Genomic DNA, 18162 nt, shown 5'->3' on the forward strand with positions numbered 1-18162 from the left:
GATCGGCGCCGAGGGCCGCCCCTCACCCCGCCTCCGCTACGCTCGGCGCACCCTCTCCCCGTAAACGGGGCGAGGGGAAGTGGTGAGGCTGCGGCATATACCTTCTCCCCGTCAGAACGGGGAGAAGGTCCCGGCAGGGGGATGAGGGGCAATTTCCGGCCACCGAACCCGAGGCTCAGCCTATTTCAACTTCGCCTTCAATGCCTCTTCCGGATAGCAGGTCGGCGCCATACCGTTCTTCGCCTGCCAGTCCCCGAGCGACCGCCGTGTCTTGAAACCCGGCAGACCATCGACATTGCCGACATCATAACCCTTGGCGACCAGCGCCTTCTGCATGGCCAGTACATCCGAGCGCAGCATTTTTCCGACATCGCCCCAGGATGCCTGGAAAGCGCCGCCGCCATTGGCAATGCGATCGGCGAGATTGCCGATGAACAGCGCATAGAGATCGGAATTGTTATATTGCTTCAGCACGTAAAAATTTGGCGTGACGATGAATTCAGGCCCGCTGCGCCCGGCCGGAACCAGCATCATGCCATCGGCCTTGAGATCCGCCGCCGGAAAAGGCTTGCCGGAAACACGGGTGATCCCCGTCGCAGCCCAGGCCGAGATCGGCTTGGCCAGATCCGGCCCTTCCTGCGCGCAGGAGAGTTTTGCCGGGATTTTCACCTCGAAACCCCAGTCACGCCCGCGCTGCCAGCCTTCCTGTTGCAGGTAGTGGGCGATGGAGGCGAGCGCGTCCGGCACCGAATTCCAGATGTCCGGATGGCCGTTTTTGTCGAAATCGACCGCATATTTGAGATAGCTCGACGGCATGAATTGCGGTTGGCCGAGCGCGCCGGCCCAGGAGCTGCGCATGTCCGACGGATCGACATCGCCCCGCTGCACCATTTTCAGTGCATCGATCAACTCGTCGCGAAACATGTCCTTGCGGGTCGACATGAAGGCTTTTGTCGCCAGAACGCGGATGGCCGAATAGGAGAGCTTTGCCTTGCCGAAACCGGATTCGCGGCCCCAGATTGCAACCACGATCTCGCCCGGCACGCCATAGGCCGCCTCGATCTGTTTCAGTGTCGAGGCATAGGTGGAGGCAAGCCCGCGCCCGGTCGTCGCCAGCATCTGCAGCCGCTTTTCCGAAAAATAGGCGCCGGGGGAGGAAAATTCCGCTTGGCTCTGGTCTTGTTGCTTCGGGGGCGTCGATCCCGGCGGCACGAGATCCGGCAGGCTCCAGTCGAGCTCGACGCCGGCAAACGCAGCCTTCAGCGTCTTTTCGGAAATCCCGGCCTTTTTTGCCTGTGGGCCAAGATCGCTGGCGATCCATCGCTGGAACTGCTTTTCGACGTCAGGCTTGTTTTGGGCAAGGGCGGGGAGAGGAAGGAGGGTGAGGAGAGTTGCCACCAGGATTTTGGCGGTTTGCGCCAGCATGCCCCCCTCTGGCCTGCCGGCCATCTCCCCCACGGGTGGGGAGATCGGCTGGGCTTGGTTACGCAGCCCAAATCTCGACGGCTGAGGTGAGCGAGGCTTTACTACGATTCGATCTCCCCCCTTGTGGGGGAGATGGCCGGCAGGCCAGAGGGGGGTAAAGTTCCACATTCCAGCCTCCCGAAATCAAATCGCCGTTCGTGCCCTGAGCGCTGCCGTCAGCGTACCCTCGTCGAGATAATCCAGCTCGCCGCCAACCGGCACGCCATGCGCAAGTCGGGTGATCTTCACCTCCAGCCCGGCCAGCTGGTCGGTTATATAGTGTGCTGTCGTCTGTCCTTCGACGGTCGCGTTGACGGCGATGATGATCTCGCGCACCACGCCTTCGCCCACCCGGTCGATCAGGCTGCGGATATTGAGATCGTCCGGCCCGACGCCGTCGAGCGGCGACAGCGTGCCGCCGAGAACGTGATAGGCGGCGTTCATCGCGCCCGACCGTTCCAGCGCCCAGAGGTCCGAAACATCCTCGCAGACGATCAGCACCGACTGGTCGCGGCGAATATCCGTGCAGACGGTGCAGGGGTCGACGGTATCGACATTGCCGCAGCGCGAGCAGATTTTCACCTTGTCATAAGCCTCGCCCATCGCATGCGAGAGGGGCCCGAGCAGCTGGTCTTTTTTCTTGATCAGATGCAGCGCCGCCCGGCGGGCGGACCGGGGGCCGAGGCCGGGTACCTTTGCCAGAAGCTGGATGAGTTTTTCGATTTCGGGGCCGGTGACTCGCTTTGCCATGTTTTTTATCTAGCCCATATGTCTGTAAAACGGAATCGTCGAAGGACTGCTCTTCATGAAACTTCTCGCTGCCTGTCTCGGCCGCCCCGAAAAGCTTCCGGGCAAAAGTTTTAAGACAGGCATTTTCAAGACGCCGGTCAATTCCGCCGTCATGATCGATACGCATGGCCTTGTCGGCGACGCGGTCTGCAATGCCAAACACCATGGTGGCCCCGACCAGGCGATCCTGCTGGAAGGATCGCGGACGCTGGACTGGTGGAGCACAGAGCTCGGTCGCGACATCACGCCCGGCATGCTCGGCGAAAACCTCGTGATCGAAGGCCTCGACAATCGTGATGTCGCAGTCGGTGATCGCTTCCACATCGGCGAACTCATCCTCGAAGCGAGCTGCGCCCGCTCGCCCTGCGCCACGCTGTCGGCCAGGATGGGGGATCCCGGTTTTGCCAAGGCCTGTATTCGCGCTGCCCGCCCGGGCATCTATTGCCGGGTGATCCGGCCGGGCATGGTGTCGCCCGGCGATACCGTTCGTCATGAGCTTTTCGATGGTGACCGGGTCTTAATATGGGAAATGCTGGCCGCTGTCGGCAAGCCCCTGACGGATGCGCAACGCGCGCGATTTCTCGCAGCACCGATCGGCATCCGCTGGCGTCCGACCTTCGAAAAGAAGGCCGCGCGCGGATAGGTCATTGCCTTAACGCGAAGCGATCGCCACCGCGGCACCCGCCATCGTGCCGGCCGAAATGCGATTGGCGACCTTGAGCGCCCGCGGGCTTTTCAGGAAACCGCGCACCTTCGCCGCCAGAAACATCCAGCTGAAATCGACGACGGCGAGCACGACGAGCAGCGTCGCCACCAGTTCGGACCAGCCGAGAACCGAAACCGAGTGAATGTCGATGATCGACGGCAGAAGCGCGACGTAGAACATCATGATCTTCGGATTGCCGAGCGCGATCGCCAACCCCGTCAGGAACAGCCGGCCGCTGGAACGCGCCTCGGGCAGTTCTTCTTCAGTCGTGGCGTGATTGGCGAACCACATCTTCCATGCGAGGTAGAGGAGATAGAGAACGCCGAGCCATTTGATGACGAGGAAGGCGTGGTAAAAGCTTTCGGCAATGGCCGACAGGCCGGCCACCGCCACCGTCAGCCACACCGCATCCCCCGCCCACATGCCGAACAGGAAGGGCAGGACATTGCGCGCGCCCTTCGACAGCACACGGGCCACTAGCGCCGCAACGCTCGGCCCCGGCGTGCCGGCGGCGATGAACAGCGCGCCTGCGAAAACCAGCAATGATGTGATCGTCATCGGAACCTCCCCGTTCCATGCTTTTATAGGGCGCGATCCTCGCTATTTGCGCCCGTGGTAAAAATTGCCCCTCACCCTAGCCCTCTCCCCGCTTGCGGGGAGAGGGGACGTGTCCCACGTGGGGCACGGAGAGTGCGGCATATCCCTTCTCCCCGCGAGCGGGGAGAAGGTGGCGGCAGCCAGATGAGGGGCTTGCCTCTTGCCCCGCTGCCCCCCGAAAAAATCAGAACGGCAGCTTCATACCCGGCGGGATCGGCAGGCCGGCGGTCAGGTCCTTGGTCTTTTCGGCGGTGATCTGCTCGGCGCGATCCTTGGCCGACTTGTGGGCGGCGACGATCAGGTCTTCGAGAATTTCGGCCTCGTCTTCCTTGAACAGCGACGGATCGATCTTCAGGCCGAGCATCTCGCCCTTGCCGTTCATCTTCACGGTCACGAGCCCGCCGCCGGACGTGCCTTCGACTTCGAGCGCGGCGATCTCCGCCTGCATCTTCTCCATCTTGGCCTGCATTTCCTTGACCTTGCCCATCATGCCCATGATGTCGCGCATATCAGTCAGTCCTCTTTTTTCTTCGCTTAGAATTCGATGTCGTCGCCGGGCAGGATGTCGCCCTCGGCGGATTCGGCCGTCGCCGGTGCCGGCAGGTCTTCGATCTCCGGCTCTTCCTCGGTCACGCGAATGCGCACGTCGGTAATTTTCGCACCCGGAAACTGCGCAAGGATCGCCGCCACGTCGGGATCGGCGCGGGCGTCGGTCATCCGCCTTTCCTTGGCCTGTTCCTCGACTTGAACCAGCGTCGGCGCGCCGCGTTCGTTGGAGAGCGTCACCCACCAGGTAATGCCGGTCCATTCGCGCAGCTTGGTGGCGAGGTCGTTGACGATCGTCTTCGGCGCATCCGGCTCGAGATTGATCTCCAGCCGGCCCGGCTCGATCTTCACCAGATGCACGGAATTGCGCATCCGCGCGCGCAGAACCGGCTCGCGGTTCTTGGCGCAGAGCTCGGCAATATCTTCCATCGAGCGGACGGGAACCAGTGGTTCCGGCTGGGCCTCGGCCTGGGCTGCCGGCTTCTCGATCGGATTTTTCGCCGCATCCGCCATTGGCATAGACGAAGGAACGGCACGCAACATCGCCGTCGGTCCACCGGATGGCGCCCGCTGGCCCATCTCGATGCCACGGGCGCTTGCGCCGCCCGAAGCCACCATGGAAGCCCGCGCTCCACCACCACCATTACCGCCGCCATTCGGCGCACCAGCCGAAGACGCGTCACCATTGGCGAAATCCATCACCCGCCGCGCCGCATCTTCCGGCGAAGGCAGATGCGCGGCATGGGTCAGCCGGATCAGCACCATTTCGGTCGCACCTGCCGGGCGGGAAGAGTTTTCCGCTTCCGGAATGCCTTTCAACAGCATCTGCCAGATGCGCGACAGCGTGCTGACCGCGACGTTTTCGGAAAACTCTTTTCCGCGCAGCCGTTCGACTTCGCTGAGCGACGGGTCGTCGGCAGCCTCGGGAATATATTTGAACCGCGTCACCAGATGGGTGAAATCGGCAAGATCCGTCAGCACCACGACCGGATTGGCGCCCGCCTCATATTGCGCGGTAAATTCGGAAAGGGCGGCCGTCACATCGCCGCGCACCACATGTTCGAACAGATCGACGATGCGGGCGCGGTCGGCGAGGCCGAGCATGCCGCGCACCGTATCGGCCATCACCTGGCCGCCGCCATGGGCAATCGCCTGGTCGAGCAGCGACAGGCCGTCACGCGCAGAGCCTTCGGCGGCACGTGCCACCATGGCAAGCGCTTCCGGTTCGGCCGGAATGCCTTCCTTTTCCAAAATGGTGGTGAACAGGCCGACGAGATCGGCGGCACTGATGCGGCGCAAGTCAAAGCGCTGGCAGCGCGACAGGACCGTGATCGGAACCTTGCGGATTTCCGTCGTCGCGAAGATGAATTTCACATGTTCCGGCGGCTCTTCGAGCGTCTTCAACAACCCGTTGAAGGCTTGCGTCGACAGCATGTGCACTTCGTCGATGATATAGACCTTGTAGCGCGCCGAAGCCGGCCGGTAGCGCACCTGCTCGATGATCTCGCGGATATCGTCAATACCGGTATGCGAGGCGGCGTCCATCTCGATCACGTCGACATGCCGGCCTTCCATGATCGCCTGGCAATGTTCGCCGGGCTCGCGCAGGTCGATCGTCGGCCGGTCGATCTCGGCGGTCTTGTAATTGAGGGCACGGGCAAGGATGCGGGCGGTCGTCGTCTTGCCGACACCGCGCACGCCGGTCAGCATATAGGCCTGGGCGATACGGCCGGTCTCGAACGCATTGGTTAAGGTGCGGACCATCGGCTCCTGGCCGACCATCAGATCCGAAAAATCCTTGGGGCGATATTTTCGCGCCAGAACGCGGTAGGCGCCGCCGTTATTTCCTGGGATTGGCCCGGTGTCGCTCATAAATCCTGCCAGCCTGTACGGGCCATTCCGGCAGTCAATCTCTTGACCGGACCGGATGCTGACCAAGATGAGAGGGTGGGAGGCTGGCACGGCGACCCGTGCCTGGCTCGTTAGGGCTGCTTCCTTCCGGACCTGACCCGGTTGGCGAGTGGCTCGTCCACCACCAACCTCCCACCGCTCATATCGTCAATAACGCTTCCAAATGCAAGCCAACCCTGTAAAAAACTATCAGCAAAGAAAAACAAAAGGGAGGAGAGCTTGAGCCGATTCGAACTGGACGCGAGGCTGGAGCGCGATTCCGAGCTCATCACCGTGCTCGGCCTCTGCCAGCTGCGCCTTTTGAAAGACAGCCGCTGGCCCTGGCTGATGCTGGTTCCGCAGCGCCCGTCAATGACCGAAATTTTTGAGCTGACGCCGCTCGATCAGGCGCTTCTCACCTTCGAAACCAATATGGTCGGCGCTGCGCTGAAACAGGTGACCGGCTGCACCAAGGTCAATATCGGCGCGCTCGGTAATATCGTTCGCCAGCTGCATATCCATGTCATCGCCCGTTTCGAGGGCGATCCCGCCTGGCCCGGCCCGATCTGGGGTTTTGGCCAGTCCGTGCCTTATCAAGACCAAAAATCCCGTCAGGATCTCATCGACAAACTGGTGGAAGCCATTTCTTCATGACAGCTAATATTTTCGAAAGCGGTGCGCCGCATCCCGAACCCAGCACGCTGACCGCCTTTTCCGGCAACAAGCTGGACCGTCAGGCCGAATATCGCGAGGACGATTGCGTTGAAAAGGCGCTGTCCGCCGCGGACGCGCATCTGCTCGCCTTCATCGGCAGCCGCATCATCCTCAAGCACGATGGCCAGATCCTCGATCCGCTGTTTGCCCCTTACGAGCTCGCCGAACTGAAGCCGGATTTCGAAAACGCCGTCCTGCTCGGTTATCGCGAGACCGGCGAGCCGCGCATCGCCGTGCCCGTCGGCGTCGAGGAAGCGACGCTTGCCAGCCATTTCAAGCCGACCGAGGCGCGCGCCCTGTTTCGCGATGCGCTGCTCGATGCGGAACTGCAGGGCGAAGTCGCCCAGGCGGTCGCGCTCCTGAACTGGAATGCCGCCAACCGTTTTTGCGGCAAATGTGGTGCGCCGACCGAAATGAAGATCGGTGGCTACAAGCGCGTCTGCACCGCCTGTCAGCACATGATGTTCCCGCGCACCGATCCGGTCGTGATCATGATGGTGATCGATGTCGAGAATGACCGCTGCCTGCTTGGCCGCAGCCATCATTTTCAGGAGGGCATGTATTCCTGTCTCGCCGGTTTCGTCGAACCGGGCGAAACGATCGAGGATGCCGTGCGCCGTGAAACGGTGGAAGAGTCGGCAATCGAGGTCGGCCGCGTCCGCTACCACGCCTCGCAGCCCTGGCCGATGCCGCATTCGCTGATGATCGGCTGTTTCGGCGAGGCAAAATCGACCGAGATCACTATCGACCCGCAGGAAATGTCCGACGTCCGCTGGTTTTCGCGCGCCGACGTGGAAGTCATGCTCGACGCCGGCCCGGATGTAAAACCCTACGGACCGGCGCGCGGGGCGATCGCCAATCGGCTGATGCGGGATTGGCTAGATTGGAAGTGACGGAGGGGCAGAGGCGCCGACTCAATTCGATAGGCTACTGAGCGACCCCGGAGGATTAGGTCGCCGAGGCAGTGCCAAACTCACCTCATTCCTGTGCTTGTCACAGGAATCCAGCCAGCCTACGTCCGTGGGCTGAAAGGACTCTTTTCGCCGCGCAGACGCGCGTCGGCTGGATCCCTGTGACAAGCACAGGGATGAGGCCCCAAAGGTCTCAGCCCGTGATGCTACAAGCCAAAATGCAATGACCCTGCACAGGAGGGGCCACACATGACCGTCCCCCGCTCCGAGCGCCTCCTCGCCCTCATCCAGGTGCTGAGGCGCTACCGCCATCCCGTCAGCGGCGCGACACTCGCGTCTGAAACCGGCGTCAGCCTGCGCACGCTCTATCGCGATATCGCCAGCCTGCAGGCACAGGGCGCTGGTATCGAAGGCGAGGCGGGTGTCGGTTACGTGCTGCGGCCGGGCTTCATGCTGCCACCGATGATGTTTTCCGAGGAGGAGATCGAAGCGCTGGTGCTCGGCTCCCGCTGGGTGGCGCAGACCGCCGATCCGCGGCTTGCCGCCGGTGCCGTCGATGCGCTTGCCAAGATCGCCGCCGTCCTGCCGCCGGAACTGAAACAGGAGGTCGACGAATCGACCCTGCTCGTCGCCGCCCGGCGCGGCCATCAGGACAAGGCCGATCTCGGCCTGATCCGCCAGGCGATCCGCACCGAGCGCCGGATCGAACTTTCCTATGAAGACGAGCGGGGCGCGGTGACCGACCGCATCGTCTGGCCCTTTGCACTGGGCTTTTTCGAGAATGTGCGGATCGTCGCCGCATGGTGCGAGATGCGCCAGGATTTCCGGCATTTCCGCACCGACCGCCTCGTCACGCTGACCGTGACGGAAGACCGTTATCCGCGTAGCCGGCAGGTGCTGCTCAAGGAATGGCGCGCCACCCAGGGCATCGCGGCGCCTCTGTGAACACTGCTGCCAGAATCTGACATCATGCCGGTCTAATCGCCCGACAGTTCCACTTATGGAGCCCAATCAGGGAGTACTGACATGATCAATCCGAACCTCATCCTGCTTTACGTCGAGGAAATGGCGAGAAGCGTTTCCTTCTACCGTGACCTGCTCGGCCGCGAGCCGGCCGTTCAGGCCCCGAATTTCGCGTCTTTCCCGCTGGGCGGCGGCTTTTTTCTCGGCCTCTGGGGCAAGGCCAAGGTCCTGCCGGAAGCGACCGGCACGGGCAGCCAGGGCGAAATCGGCGTCATGATCGCCGGCGAAGGCGCCGTCGACCGGCAATACGACACTTGGAAGGCCGCCGGTCACCAGTTCATTCAGGAACTGACCACCCTCGATTTCGGCCCGACCTTCGTGATCGTTGATCCCGACGGTCACCGGATCCGGGTTTGTGAGCCGGATAAGTAAATTTGGACCGTACCGATCGCGAGGAAAGAGCTCAGGCGATTCTTCCTCGTAAAGGCACGATCAGGGCAGGTCCCCTCTCCCCGCAAGCGGGGAGAGGGGTAGGGTGAGGGGCGACGCTTGTGGAGTTTCGGCTGCGGGCGTGTCCCTGGAAATTGCAAGTTACGCAAACAATACCACTGATTGCATTTGGCGCTGGTTTTGCTACTTAGATTGCGCGCTCTTTTGGAGATAATCGATGCGCGGACCCAAAACCCAATCGACTTCAAGGGCGCGCCAGCTCCGACAGGCAGATAACGATGCCGAAGCGAAGCTTTGGAGCGAATTGCGCAATCGGCGGATGAACGGCTTCAAGTTCGTGCGACAATTCCCGATCGGTTTGTATTTTGCGGATTTCGCATGTCGCGAAGCTTTTCTGGTGGTCGAGTTGGATGGCAGTCAGCATGCCGATAGCGGCCATGACATGCGGCGTGATCAATTCATGTCCGAGCACGGCTGGTCGGTCGCACGGTTCCGAAATTTTGATGTTCTGCTTGAGACGGACGCGGTTCTGGAAACAATAGTTGCCATTCTGGATGGCCGTTTGACCGAAGCCGTCAATGCTTATGATTTCCGGTTTGTGCCCGCCAGCAAGTGAAATTCTTGAGTGTTTGGGTTTGCTCTGGCCCAACTGCCCCTCATCCGGCTGCCGCCACCTTCTCCCCGCATGCGGGGAGAAGGGTATGCCGCGCCCGCTCGCTCCGCATTTAAAGCGCGACAATGACCTACCCACCACTTAGCGCGGGGCAGGTCCCCTCTCCCCGCAAGCGGGGAGAGGGTTAGGGTGAGGGGCCGACGCACACACAGAGGTGCGCAAATATGGGGAAGTTCAGAGCACCGGATCGAGCAAAACCAATGCTTTGAACGATTTCACCTCCACCTCATTCCCACCACTCCTAAAATCACTCCTGTCCCGCTTCGGCTACACCGGCACGCATCGCCGGCGAGGTGGGACCGGTGATCCGGTCGAGCGCTGTGATGCAGGCGTAAGATCGGAGGCCGCGCAGAAAATGGTCTGCCTCTCGCCTGAACAAGGAGGGACGTGCGTGTGTCGCACACATGCGATAGCTGGTTCCGGTCGGGGCTGACATCCCAACCGGGGCTTGGATCGCCGCAGACGGACCGGAGTTGCGCGGAAAAAACACCGAACGGGGCACGTCGCGTGTCACATATAAAATTTCAATTCGAGGCACCCGACGTGTCCCGGCCGAAATCTTGAAAACCGGGATCGCCAAGGGAGGAGTATGCCTGCTGTGTCAGCTCTTCTGCAGCGCCCCGCGCATCGGGTGGCCCTTGTAGCTGCCGAGGATGCGAACCTTTTCCGAGAAGAAACGCAGTTCTTCCAGCGCCCGGCGCACCGGTGCGTCGTCCGGATGGCCTTCGATATCGGCATAAAACTGCGTCGCCACGAATTTTCCGCCGAGCTGGTAGCTTTCGAGCTTCGTCATGTTGATGCCGTTGGTCGCAAACCCGCCCATCGCCTTGTAAAGCGCAGCCGGAATGTTGCGGACGTTGAACACGAATGTGGTGACGATCACGTCGTCCGGATTGTTGCGCTGGACCCATTTTTCGTCGCGGGAAAGAACGACGAAACGGGTGACGTTGTTTTCCGTGTCCTCGACGTTTTCGGCCAGGATTTCGAGCTTGTAGAGGTCGGCGGCAAGGCGCGGCGCAAGCGCTGCCATCGTCCGGTCGCCCTTTTCGGCCACCATTTTAGCAGCACCCGCCGTATCGCCGGCAACGACGGCCTTCCAGCCGTTCGAGCGGATGATCTTGCGGCACTGGCCGAGCGCATGGATATGGCTGTGCACGGTGCGGATCTCGTCGTGCGTGACGCCCGGCAGCACCATCAGCTGAAAGCGGATCGGCATGAAATATTCGCCGATGATATGCAGCCGCGACTCCGGCAGCAGTGTGTGGATATCGGCGACGCGGCCGGCAATCGTGTTTTCGATCGGGATCATCGCCAGATCCGCCTCGCCGCTTTCCAGCGCCTGAAAGGCATCTTCGAACGTTGCGCAGGGCAGCGGTTCCATGTCCGGAAACATGTCGCGGCAGGCCATGTCCGAATTGGCGCCGAAATCACCCTGGAAGGCGATGCGATTGGTGGGGGCGTTCATCGCAGATGTTCCTTAAGAAGCACGAGAGGAAAGAATGGCGCGGGCCTTTTCGAGATCGGCCGGCGTATCGACACCGAGCGGCACCGAGCGGACGATTTCCGCATCAATCCGCATGCCGGCCTCGAGCGCGCGCAGCTGTTCAAGCGATTCGCGCTTTTCCAGCACCGACGGGCCGAGGGAGACGAATTTTGCAAGCGCCGCACGGCGATAGGCGTAAAGCCCGATGTGGTGATAGAGCGGCCCATTGCCGTAGGGAGCGGTGGCGCGCGTAAAATAAAGCGCCTTCAGCCGCGTTTCCGACAGCGGCGAGCCGACGATCTTGACGACGTTCGGATTGGTCTTTTCGTGTTCGTCGGTGATCTCGACCGTCAGCGTGGCGATATCCGTCGACGGGTTTTCGAGCGGGCGGATTGCGGCGCGCACCGCCTCCGGCTCGATCGTCGGCAGGTCACCCTGAACGTTGATGATGAATTCCGCTTTTCCCTGCGGATCGGCCTTCTGCACGGCCTCGAAAATGCGGTCGGAGCCGGACTGATGATCGGGATTGGTCATCACGACATCGAAACCGGCCGATTTCACCGCGTCGAAAATATCCTGATGGTCGACCGCAACGATGATTCGGCCGGCCTTTGCTTCCTCGGCCCGCTTCGCCACCTGCACGATCATCGGCAGGCCGGCAATATCGGCCAGCGGCTTGCCCGGCAGGCGTGTCGAAGCCATACGCGCCGGGATCAGCACCAGCGTCCGGTCGAAAGCCGAATTTTCCATCGAAGATCCTTCATGTTCCGCAACCGCCAGTGTCAAAACGTCTCAAGCGGCGCGGCGTTATTCGTGTTGCAACACTTACGCAAAAGACATAGCTTTTCCGCAATTTCAAGGTGTCCGTTCTGGAGGATGGGGTGGACGGGTTGGGAAGGAGCATTTGCGGATGAACCCATATGTCAACATGGCGGTGGGCGCTCTGCTCGCCACGGTGTTCGTGATGATGTCGGTATCGATCGCCTCGGAGGGAATTTTCCACTCCGGCGCGCCCGAAAAACCGGGCTTTGCGATTGCCGCTGCCGAGACGCCGGCAGAAGGTGCGGGTGGAGAAGCGGCGGCACCGGCTGTGCCGATCGCGCAGCTTTTGGCCAAGGCCGATGCCAAGGCCGGCGAGACGGTCTTCAAGAAGTGTCAGGCCTGTCATGACGGCACCAAGGGTGGACCCAACAAGGTTGGGCCTAACCTCTTTGGTGTCGTGAACCGTCCGATCGCCTCGCATGAAGGTTTCGGTTATTCGGCTGCCATGAAGGATTTTTCCAAGGGTGGCGCCGAACACTGGACCTTCGATCACCTCGATCACTTCCTGCTTGCGCCGAAGACGGCGGTCAAGGGCACGGCCATGGGCTTTGCCGGGCTGAAGAAGGATGAGGAACGCGCCAACCTGATCGCCTATCTGGCAACGCTTGCCGATACGCCGGTGCCGCTGCCGGATCCGAACGCGCCGGCGCCTGCCACCAACTAATCTTGCGGATAAGCGGATCTCGATCCAGCGCCCGGCATTGATTTGCCGGGCGTTTCGTCGTGTCAGGAGAGCAGCCAGCCCCAGAAGCCGACGGAAATGACGCCAACGGCGGTGGTGATGCTGATCGATGAGGCCGCTAGGCTCTGGCCGGAGCGGAAGCGCTGGGCGATCAGCCAGGCATTGATGCCGGTCGGCACCGAAGACGTCAGAACCAGCGCCGCGGACCAGTCGTTCGGCAGGCCGATCAGATGGCTCGTCAGGTAGACGACGGCCGGCAGCAGGAGCAGTTTCATCGCGGCAACGCCGGTCGCCAGCCCCACATCGCCACGAATCGGATAACGGGTCAGCGCCATGCCGATCGAGATCAGCGCCGCCGGACCGGCCGAGGCGGCGATCTGGTCGATCACCGGCCGCACAGCCGATGGCATGCTGAGGCCCGAGACGTTGAAGATGATGCCGAGCGCCAGCGCGCTCACCAGCGGGTTGCGGGCAAGGTTCTGCCCGACTTGCCGCAGCACTGCGCCCATGCCGCGCTTCTGCGTGCCGTCCACCCGCGCCGTCGCGCCTTCCATCAGAACCGTGCCGACGATCATCATGATCGGCAGATGGATGGCGAGCAGGATGGAGAGCGCCACCAGCCCTTCCCTGCCAACCATATGCGCGACGAGCGGCAGGCCGATGAAGATGTTGTTGGCGAAGGAGCCCGACATGCCGGCGATTACGCCCACCTTGGCGTCACGCCCGAAAACCCGCGTGGCAATCAGGTGGCCAACCGTCCAGGTCACGGCGACGCCGAGGAAATAGGAAGTCCAGAGCCCGAAGGGGGAGACGCCGGCAAAATTGGCATCTGCCAGCGTATGGAAGATCAGCACGGGGACGGCGATCTTGAAGACGAACTCGCCGAGCGCGTCGCCGGTCTCGGCCTTCATGAAACCGATCCGCGCCACCAGCCAGCCGATCAGGATAAGAATGAAGACCGGCAGGACATTGGCAAAAACGGAAGACACGGATCAAAGCTCTCGGGCAGGACGGATCGAAAAGATATCATCTGCGTCTAGAGCATATCGCCAGTCACGACAAATGCGGATCACGCATAAGTCCCGGATCCGGGGCAAAATTGTCGGCGGCAAAAGCGCGCAACAAAAAAGCGGGGCAATTTCCCCGCTTTCCCACCCGGTCGTGCCGGGAAATCGATCGTCGGGCGCCAGTTCATCCGTGGTCGCCCTCAATCGATCGAGGCAATATCTAGCAGCCTATCGTGACGGCGGCATGACGGGGCCAAGGCTTTTTCGCGATCCGCTGCACTGCGCAATTTTTTCTTCCAATCCCCGGCAAAGCCGAATACGGCTTTCGGCAAAGCCAATCAAAGGACCAGGACCGCATGCCCAAATTTGACGTGCTTGCCATCGGCAATGCCATCGTGGACATTCTCGCCCGCTGCGACGATCAGTTTCTCTCCGACAACGCGATCATCAAGGGTGCGATGAACCTGATCGATGCGGAGCGCGCCGAGCTTCTTTATTCGAAGATGGGCCCTGCGGTCGAAGCATCCGGCGGTTCGGCCGGCAACACGGCGGCCGGCATTGCCGGTTTCGGCGGCAAGGCGGCCTATTTCGGCAAGGTTGCCGAAGACCAGCTCGGCGGCATTTTCCAGCACGATATCCGCGCTCAGGGCGTGCATTACCAGACCAAGCCGGAAGGCGTTAACCCGCCGACCGCCCGCTCGATGATTTTCGTGACGCCGGATGGCGAGCGTTCGATGAACACCTATCTTGGCGCCTGCGTCGAGCTCGGTCCGGAACATGTCGAGGAAGACGTCGTCGCCGAAGCCAAGGTCACCTATTTCGAAGGTTACCTCTGGGATCCGCCGCGCGCCAAGGACGCGATCCGCGAAGCTGCCCGTATCGCCCATGCGAATGGCCGCGAAATGTCCATGACCCTGTCCGACCCGTTCTGCGTCGGCCGTTATCGCGATGAATTTCTGGACCTGATGCGCTCCGGCACGGTCGACATCGTTTTCGCCAACCGTCAGGAAGCCCTGTCTCTCTACGAAACCGAAGATTTCGAACTGGCGCTCTCCAAGCTGTCGCAGGATTGCAAGCTGGCGGCGGTGACGTTGAGCGAAGAAGGCGCCGTTATCGTGCGTGGCACGGAACGCGTCAGCATCCCGGCAACTCCGATTGCCGAACTGGTCGATACGACCGGCGCCGGCGATCTTTTCGCCGCCGGTTTCCTCTTCGGTTACACCAATGACCGTTCGCTGGAAGATTGCGGCAAGCTCGGTTGCCTGGCGGCCGGCGTCGTCATCCAGCAGCTCGGCCCGCGGCCGATGGGCTCGCTGAAGGACGCGGCTGTCGAAGCCGGTCTTCTCTAATACCGATTGAAAAAGGGTGGGGCCTTACTTGAAGGCCTCGCCCGGATAGGCGCCCCAGATCTCGCCTTGAGAGATCCAGCCATCGGCGCCATCCGCCTTGGCATGGCACCAGTCGCCATTGCATTCGTCGATCTTGATCATCACGCCGGGCTCGAGCTTGGCAACGAGGCTGCCGGTCGCCTGCGGCTCGCGGCGCATGTTGACATAGATGTCCTTGCCCTTGCCGCGCATCCACGGAGCGGCCACGGCCGTGCGCTCGCCGGAAAGCAGCGCCTGGTTCACCCAGCCCTCGGTGCCGTCGGCATCGCGCACCCGCCGCCAGGTGTCATATTCCTGGATGATCTCCATCGGCGTGCCCGCCTTCATATACATCCACGACACCGCATAGTCGGTGCTCGGGCCGATGCGGATATTCACCTTTTTCGACTTGAGGCTGACGAAACGCGGCAGCGGCAGGCCGCTTGCGCCCTTGGCCGCACCCTGTGCATGGGCAGCATCGGGAATGACGGACAGGCCTGCAAGAACGCTGAAGGAAAAAGCGGCGAGGGAGGCGAGAATGGCGATACGCATGGGTCGAGGGTTCCGGCTGAACTCCTGAAGGCGTGTCCCGACGGTCGCGAGGTTTTGTTTGTCTTCGCCCGTGGGTCTGGTAGAAAACGCCCTGGATAGAATGACTATCGCGCGACTTGGTTAAGGACCTCTAAAGCATGCTTCCCGAAAACCGGTATCGGCTGTGGATCGGGGCATGCGGAAAAGCGATAACCCGAAGCGCGCTACAGTGGATCTGAACGCATGACGTCCAAGAAAAGACCGCGGGTCTATATCACCCGCAAGCTGCCCGATGCCGTCGAAACGCGCATGCGCGAACTCTTCGATGCCGAGCTCAATATCGACGACACGCCGCGCAGCCGCGACGAGCTGGCCGCTGCGATGAAGACCGTCGACGTGCTGGTGCCGACCGTAACCGACCGGATCGACGAGGCGCTGCTGGCCGAGGCCGGGCCGCAGATGAAGCTGATCGCCAGTTTTTCCAACGGCACCGACCATATCGATGTCGATGCGGCAGCAAAACGCGGCATCACTGTCACCAATACGCCGAACGTGCTGACCGAAGACACGGCCGACATGACGCTGGCGCTGATCCTCGCCGTCAACCGCCGCCTGACCGAAGGCGCGCAGATTTTGACCGAAAAGCCGGGAGACTGGGGCGGCTGGAGCCCGACTTGGATGCTTGGCCGGCGGATCTGGGGCAAGCGGATCGGTATCGTCGGCATGGGCCGCATTGGCACGGCCGTCGCCCGCCGCGCCAAGGCCTTTGGCCTGTCGATCCATTATCACAATCGCAAGCGCGTCAACCCGGCGACCGAGGAAGAGCTGGAAGCGACCTATTGGGACAGTCTCGACCAGATGCTGGCGCGGGTCGATATCGTCTCGATCAACTGCCCCTCGACGCCCGCCACTTTCCATCTGATCTCGGCCCGCCGCTTGGCGCTGCTGCAGCCGACCTCGATCATCGTCAACACCGCCCGCGGCGATATCATCGACGAAGCGGCCATGATCCAGCTGCTGCGCGACAACAGGATCGCCGGCGCCGGTCTCGATGTCTATCAGAATGAGCCGGCTATCAATCCGAAGCTGATCAAGCTCGCCAATCAGGGGCGTGTCGTGCTCCTACCCCATATGGGCTCGGCAACGATCGAAGGCCGCATCGATATGGGCGACAAGGTGATCATCAACATCCGCACCTTCTTCGACGGCCACCGGCCGCCGAACCGGGTTCTGCCTGGCCGCAACTGATCAGGAGAGTTGTTTCTGCATCTCGATCGAGGTCGTGCGGTCGAAGCCTGCATGGCGGTTTTCGGCCGTTTTGACGAAACCCCAGCGGGCGAAGGTGTTGTGGTTGGCGACAAGCTCGATCCGCGTTTCCAGCCGGAGTGCGCGGAGCCCGGCATTCGCGGCAACCTCCTCGGCTTTCGCAAGCAGCAGCCGGCCGATCCCCTTGCCCTGATGGTCAGGCGAGATCGCCAGCTTGCCGACATAAAGCGTCGCCGCCTCCGGCTTGCAGAACACGCAGCCGACCAGCTTTCCCGTCTCGTCGGTTGCGACATAGGCGATTTCATCATGCGCTTTCTGGGCGAGCGAAGCCAGTGTCAGCCGATGCGCGGAAGAGGGCGGGTCGATGATGTCGTCCATATAGGCAAAGGAGGAGAGGATCAGCGCCAGCAGCGCATCCCAGCGCTGGAAGCTTGCGTCGATGGGCCGGATCTCGATCATTCGGCAGCAGCCTTCGGCGCTTTGCGCTTGTATTTGATGATATCGAAACGGGCAGCAAGCGCGTCATAGAGCATCAGTCGGCCGACCAGCGGTTCGCCGATCCCGGTGATCACCTTGATCGCCTCCATCGCCATCAGCGTCCCGACCACGCCGGTCAGCGCCCCGATCACACCGGTCTCGGCGCAGGCCGGAATCAGCCCTTCCGGCGGCTTTTCGGGAAAAAGGTCGCGATAGGACGGGTTGAGAATGCCATCCGCATTCGTCTCATAGGGTTTCAGCACCGTCACGGAGCCATCGAAACGTCCGACAGCCCCGGTCACCAGTGGAATTTTCGCCCGCTCGGCAGCGTCCGCTGCGGCATAACGGGTGTCGAAATTGTCGGAGCCGTCGACCAGAAGATCGAAACGGCCAAGGTGACCCGAAGTCATCCAGTCTGCGCCGAACCGCTGCTCGAAATCCACCACGCGGACGTTGGGGTTGAGCCGCGCGATCTTTTCCCGTGCACTCTTGGTCTTCAGCTCGCCGATCGTACCGGTATCGTGGATCACCTGCCGCTGCAGGTTGGACAGCGAGACCCGGTCGTCATCGACGATGCCGATCGTGCCGATTCCGGCCGCGGCCAGATATTCGAGCACCGGCGCACCAAGCCCGCCGGCACCGATCACTAGCACACGGGCATTCTTCAGCTTCTGCTGCCCGCTACCGCCGATCTCCGGCAGAAGGATATGGCGGCGGTAACGCTCGATCTCGTCGGGCATGAGAGGGGCCTGCTGGGCGAGGGGATCTGTCTGGTCTGGCATGCCGCAACCCTAGCACCGGGATCAATCGCGGGTAAGGCATTT

At 61.8% G+C, this 18162-nt stretch carries 20 protein-coding genes and 1 other RNA gene; 9 read left to right on the forward strand and 12 right to left on the reverse strand.

The annotated features are described in order from the left end of the window. Nucleotides 1–180: 180 nt before the first annotated feature. On the reverse strand, nt 181–1425 hold the full coding sequence (locus FHW37_RS16210; RefSeq protein ID WP_246690800.1) for a lytic murein transglycosylase: 1245 nt from the start codon (nt 1423–1425) through the stop codon (nt 181–183). Nucleotides 1426–1608: 183 nt separating this feature from the next. Beyond that, nucleotides 1609–2214, reverse strand: coding sequence for a recombination mediator RecR (gene recR, locus FHW37_RS16215; protein ID WP_145638252.1), 606 nt, complete (start codon nt 2212–2214; stop codon nt 1609–1611). 55 nt (nt 2215–2269) lie between these two features. Between recR and FHW37_RS16220 the strand changes: the two genes are divergently transcribed. After that, complete coding sequence (locus FHW37_RS16220) at nt 2270–2896, forward strand: MOSC domain-containing protein (protein WP_145638253.1); 627 nt, start codon at nt 2270–2272, stop codon at nt 2894–2896. Between the two features lie 9 nt (nt 2897–2905). Here the strand turns inward: FHW37_RS16220 and FHW37_RS16225 are convergent, their stop codons facing one another. The 4 genes from FHW37_RS16225 to ffs all read right to left on the reverse strand — a co-directional run bounded on the left by FHW37_RS16225 (nt 2906) and on the right by ffs (nt 6146). Next, nucleotides 2906–3517, reverse strand: a complete 612-nt coding sequence (locus FHW37_RS16225; protein WP_145638255.1) for a LysE family translocator — start codon at nt 3515–3517, stop codon at nt 2906–2908. A gap of 223 nt (nt 3518–3740) precedes the next feature. After that, entirely contained in the window at nt 3741–4064 is a 324-nt protein-coding gene (locus tag FHW37_RS16230) for a YbaB/EbfC family nucleoid-associated protein (RefSeq protein WP_145638256.1), read from the reverse strand. A gap of 26 nt (nt 4065–4090) precedes the next feature. After that, a complete protein-coding gene (locus FHW37_RS16235) occupies nt 4091–5974 on the reverse strand; it encodes a DNA polymerase III subunit gamma/tau (RefSeq protein ID WP_145638258.1) in 1884 nt (627 codons plus the stop codon). A gap of 75 nt (nt 5975–6049) precedes the next feature. Further along, nucleotides 6050–6146, reverse strand: an RNA gene (gene ffs / locus FHW37_RS16240) — signal recognition particle sRNA small type. Between the two features lie 86 nt (nt 6147–6232). On the opposite strand from ffs, the gene FHW37_RS16245 reads away from it, so the two are divergent. The 5 genes from FHW37_RS16245 to FHW37_RS16270 all read left to right on the forward strand — a co-directional run bounded on the left by FHW37_RS16245 (nt 6233) and on the right by FHW37_RS16270 (nt 9646). Then, on the forward strand, nt 6233–6646 hold the full coding sequence (locus FHW37_RS16245; protein ID WP_145638259.1) for an HIT family protein: 414 nt from the start codon (nt 6233–6235) through the stop codon (nt 6644–6646). Then, nucleotides 6643–7599 carry an NAD(+) diphosphatase gene (gene nudC / locus FHW37_RS16250; protein WP_145638260.1) on the forward strand — a complete coding sequence of 319 codons (957 nt, stop codon included), beginning with the start codon at nt 6643–6645 and terminating at the stop codon, nt 7597–7599. The genes FHW37_RS16245 and nudC overlap by 4 nt, the downstream gene beginning before the upstream one ends. 267 nt (nt 7600–7866) lie before the next feature. Further along, nucleotides 7867–8562, forward strand: coding sequence for a helix-turn-helix transcriptional regulator (locus FHW37_RS16260; RefSeq protein WP_145638261.1), 696 nt, complete (start codon nt 7867–7869; stop codon nt 8560–8562). Between the two features lie 81 nt (nt 8563–8643). Beyond that, nucleotides 8644–9012: a VOC family protein gene (locus FHW37_RS16265; RefSeq protein ID WP_145638263.1), complete on the forward strand. Its 369-nt coding sequence runs from the start codon at nt 8644–8646 to the stop codon at nt 9010–9012. 235 nt (nt 9013–9247) lie between these two features. Next, entirely contained in the window at nt 9248–9646 is a 399-nt protein-coding gene (locus tag FHW37_RS16270; protein WP_145638265.1) for an endonuclease domain-containing protein, read from the forward strand. 658 nt (nt 9647–10304) lie between these two features. On the opposite strand, the gene FHW37_RS16280 is transcribed toward FHW37_RS16270, so the two are convergent. Together FHW37_RS16280 and FHW37_RS16285 are read right to left on the reverse strand one after the other, a co-directional pair. Beyond that, nucleotides 10305–11168 (reverse strand): prephenate dehydratase, encoded by an 864-nt coding sequence (locus FHW37_RS16280; RefSeq protein WP_145638266.1) that lies wholly within the window; start codon nt 11166–11168, stop codon nt 10305–10307. 12 nt (nt 11169–11180) lie between these two features. Further along, entirely contained in the window at nt 11181–11936 is a 756-nt protein-coding gene (locus FHW37_RS16285) for a 3-deoxy-manno-octulosonate cytidylyltransferase (protein WP_145638267.1), read from the reverse strand. A 160-nt stretch (nt 11937–12096) separates the two neighbouring features. Between FHW37_RS16285 and FHW37_RS16290 the strand changes: the two genes are divergently transcribed. Then, nucleotides 12097–12672, forward strand: a complete 576-nt coding sequence (locus FHW37_RS16290) for a c-type cytochrome (protein WP_145638269.1) — start codon at nt 12097–12099, stop codon at nt 12670–12672. 62 nt (nt 12673–12734) lie between these two features. Here FHW37_RS16290 and FHW37_RS16295 read toward each other — a convergent pair whose 3' ends face one another. Then, a complete protein-coding gene (locus tag FHW37_RS16295) occupies nt 12735–13679 on the reverse strand; it encodes an AEC family transporter (protein ID WP_145638271.1) in 945 nt (314 codons plus the stop codon). A 374-nt stretch (nt 13680–14053) separates the two neighbouring features. On the opposite strand from FHW37_RS16295, the gene FHW37_RS16300 reads away from it, so the two are divergent. After that, complete coding sequence (locus tag FHW37_RS16300) at nt 14054–15046, forward strand: adenosine kinase (protein WP_145638272.1); 993 nt, start codon at nt 14054–14056, stop codon at nt 15044–15046. A gap of 24 nt (nt 15047–15070) precedes the next feature. Here FHW37_RS16300 and FHW37_RS16305 read toward each other — a convergent pair whose 3' ends face one another. Further along, a complete protein-coding gene (locus tag FHW37_RS16305; RefSeq protein WP_145638274.1) occupies nt 15071–15616 on the reverse strand; it encodes an SH3 domain-containing protein in 546 nt (181 codons plus the stop codon). A 222-nt stretch (nt 15617–15838) separates the two neighbouring features. Between FHW37_RS16305 and FHW37_RS16310 the strand changes: the two genes are divergently transcribed. Then, the gene (locus tag FHW37_RS16310; RefSeq protein WP_145638275.1) at nt 15839–16843 is read left to right on the forward strand and encodes a 2-hydroxyacid dehydrogenase; all 1005 of its coding nucleotides are present in this window, start codon (nt 15839–15841) and stop codon (nt 16841–16843) included. On the opposite strand, the gene FHW37_RS16315 is transcribed toward FHW37_RS16310, so the two are convergent. Then, on the reverse strand, nt 16844–17320 hold the full coding sequence (locus FHW37_RS16315) for a GNAT family N-acetyltransferase (protein WP_145638276.1): 477 nt from the start codon (nt 17318–17320) through the stop codon (nt 16844–16846). Then, a complete protein-coding gene (locus FHW37_RS16320; RefSeq protein WP_145638278.1) occupies nt 17317–18120 on the reverse strand; it encodes a molybdopterin-synthase adenylyltransferase MoeB in 804 nt (267 codons plus the stop codon). The genes FHW37_RS16315 and FHW37_RS16320 overlap by 4 nt, the downstream gene beginning before the upstream one ends. Between the last annotated feature and the right edge of the window lie 42 nt (nt 18121–18162).

Source organism: Neorhizobium alkalisoli (assembly GCF_007829835.1).
Classification (GTDB): Bacteria; Pseudomonadota; Alphaproteobacteria; order Rhizobiales; family Rhizobiaceae; genus Neorhizobium.

What these genes read in the sequence shown, in the direction of transcription:
- FHW37_RS16210 (WP_246690800.1), bottom strand. Translation starts at nt 1,425, where the DNA reads ATGCTGGCGCAAACCGCCAAAATCCTGGTGGCAACTCTCCTCACCCTC.
- recR (WP_145638252.1), bottom strand. Translation starts at nt 2,214, where the DNA reads ATGGCAAAGCGAGTCACCGGCCCCGAAATCGAAAAACTCATCCAGCTT.
- FHW37_RS16220 (WP_145638253.1), top strand. Translation starts at nt 2,270, where the DNA reads ATGAAACTTCTCGCTGCCTGTCTCGGCCGCCCCGAAAAGCTTCCGGGC.
- FHW37_RS16225 (WP_145638255.1), bottom strand. Translation starts at nt 3,517, where the DNA reads ATGACGATCACATCATTGCTGGTTTTCGCAGGCGCGCTGTTCATCGCC.
- FHW37_RS16230 (WP_145638256.1), bottom strand. Translation starts at nt 4,064, where the DNA reads ATGCGCGACATCATGGGCATGATGGGCAAGGTCAAGGAAATGCAGGCC.
- FHW37_RS16235 (WP_145638258.1), bottom strand. Translation starts at nt 5,974, where the DNA reads ATGAGCGACACCGGGCCAATCCCAGGAAATAACGGCGGCGCCTACCGC.
- nudC (WP_145638260.1), top strand. Translation starts at nt 6,643, where the DNA reads ATGACAGCTAATATTTTCGAAAGCGGTGCGCCGCATCCCGAACCCAGC.
- FHW37_RS16260 (WP_145638261.1), top strand. Translation starts at nt 7,867, where the DNA reads ATGACCGTCCCCCGCTCCGAGCGCCTCCTCGCCCTCATCCAGGTGCTG.
- FHW37_RS16265 (WP_145638263.1), top strand. Translation starts at nt 8,644, where the DNA reads ATGATCAATCCGAACCTCATCCTGCTTTACGTCGAGGAAATGGCGAGA.
- FHW37_RS16270 (WP_145638265.1), top strand. Translation starts at nt 9,248, where the DNA reads ATGCGCGGACCCAAAACCCAATCGACTTCAAGGGCGCGCCAGCTCCGA.
- FHW37_RS16280 (WP_145638266.1), bottom strand. Translation starts at nt 11,168, where the DNA reads ATGAACGCCCCCACCAATCGCATCGCCTTCCAGGGTGATTTCGGCGCC.
- FHW37_RS16285 (WP_145638267.1), bottom strand. Translation starts at nt 11,936, where the DNA reads ATGGAAAATTCGGCTTTCGACCGGACGCTGGTGCTGATCCCGGCGCGT.
- FHW37_RS16290 (WP_145638269.1), top strand. Translation starts at nt 12,097, where the DNA reads ATGAACCCATATGTCAACATGGCGGTGGGCGCTCTGCTCGCCACGGTG.
- FHW37_RS16300 (WP_145638272.1), top strand. Translation starts at nt 14,054, where the DNA reads ATGCCCAAATTTGACGTGCTTGCCATCGGCAATGCCATCGTGGACATT.
- FHW37_RS16305 (WP_145638274.1), bottom strand. Translation starts at nt 15,616, where the DNA reads ATGCGTATCGCCATTCTCGCCTCCCTCGCCGCTTTTTCCTTCAGCGTT.
- FHW37_RS16310 (WP_145638275.1), top strand. Translation starts at nt 15,839, where the DNA reads ATGACGTCCAAGAAAAGACCGCGGGTCTATATCACCCGCAAGCTGCCC.
- FHW37_RS16315 (WP_145638276.1), bottom strand. Translation starts at nt 17,320, where the DNA reads ATGATCGAGATCCGGCCCATCGACGCAAGCTTCCAGCGCTGGGATGCG.
- FHW37_RS16320 (WP_145638278.1), bottom strand. Translation starts at nt 18,120, where the DNA reads ATGCCAGACCAGACAGATCCCCTCGCCCAGCAGGCCCCTCTCATGCCC.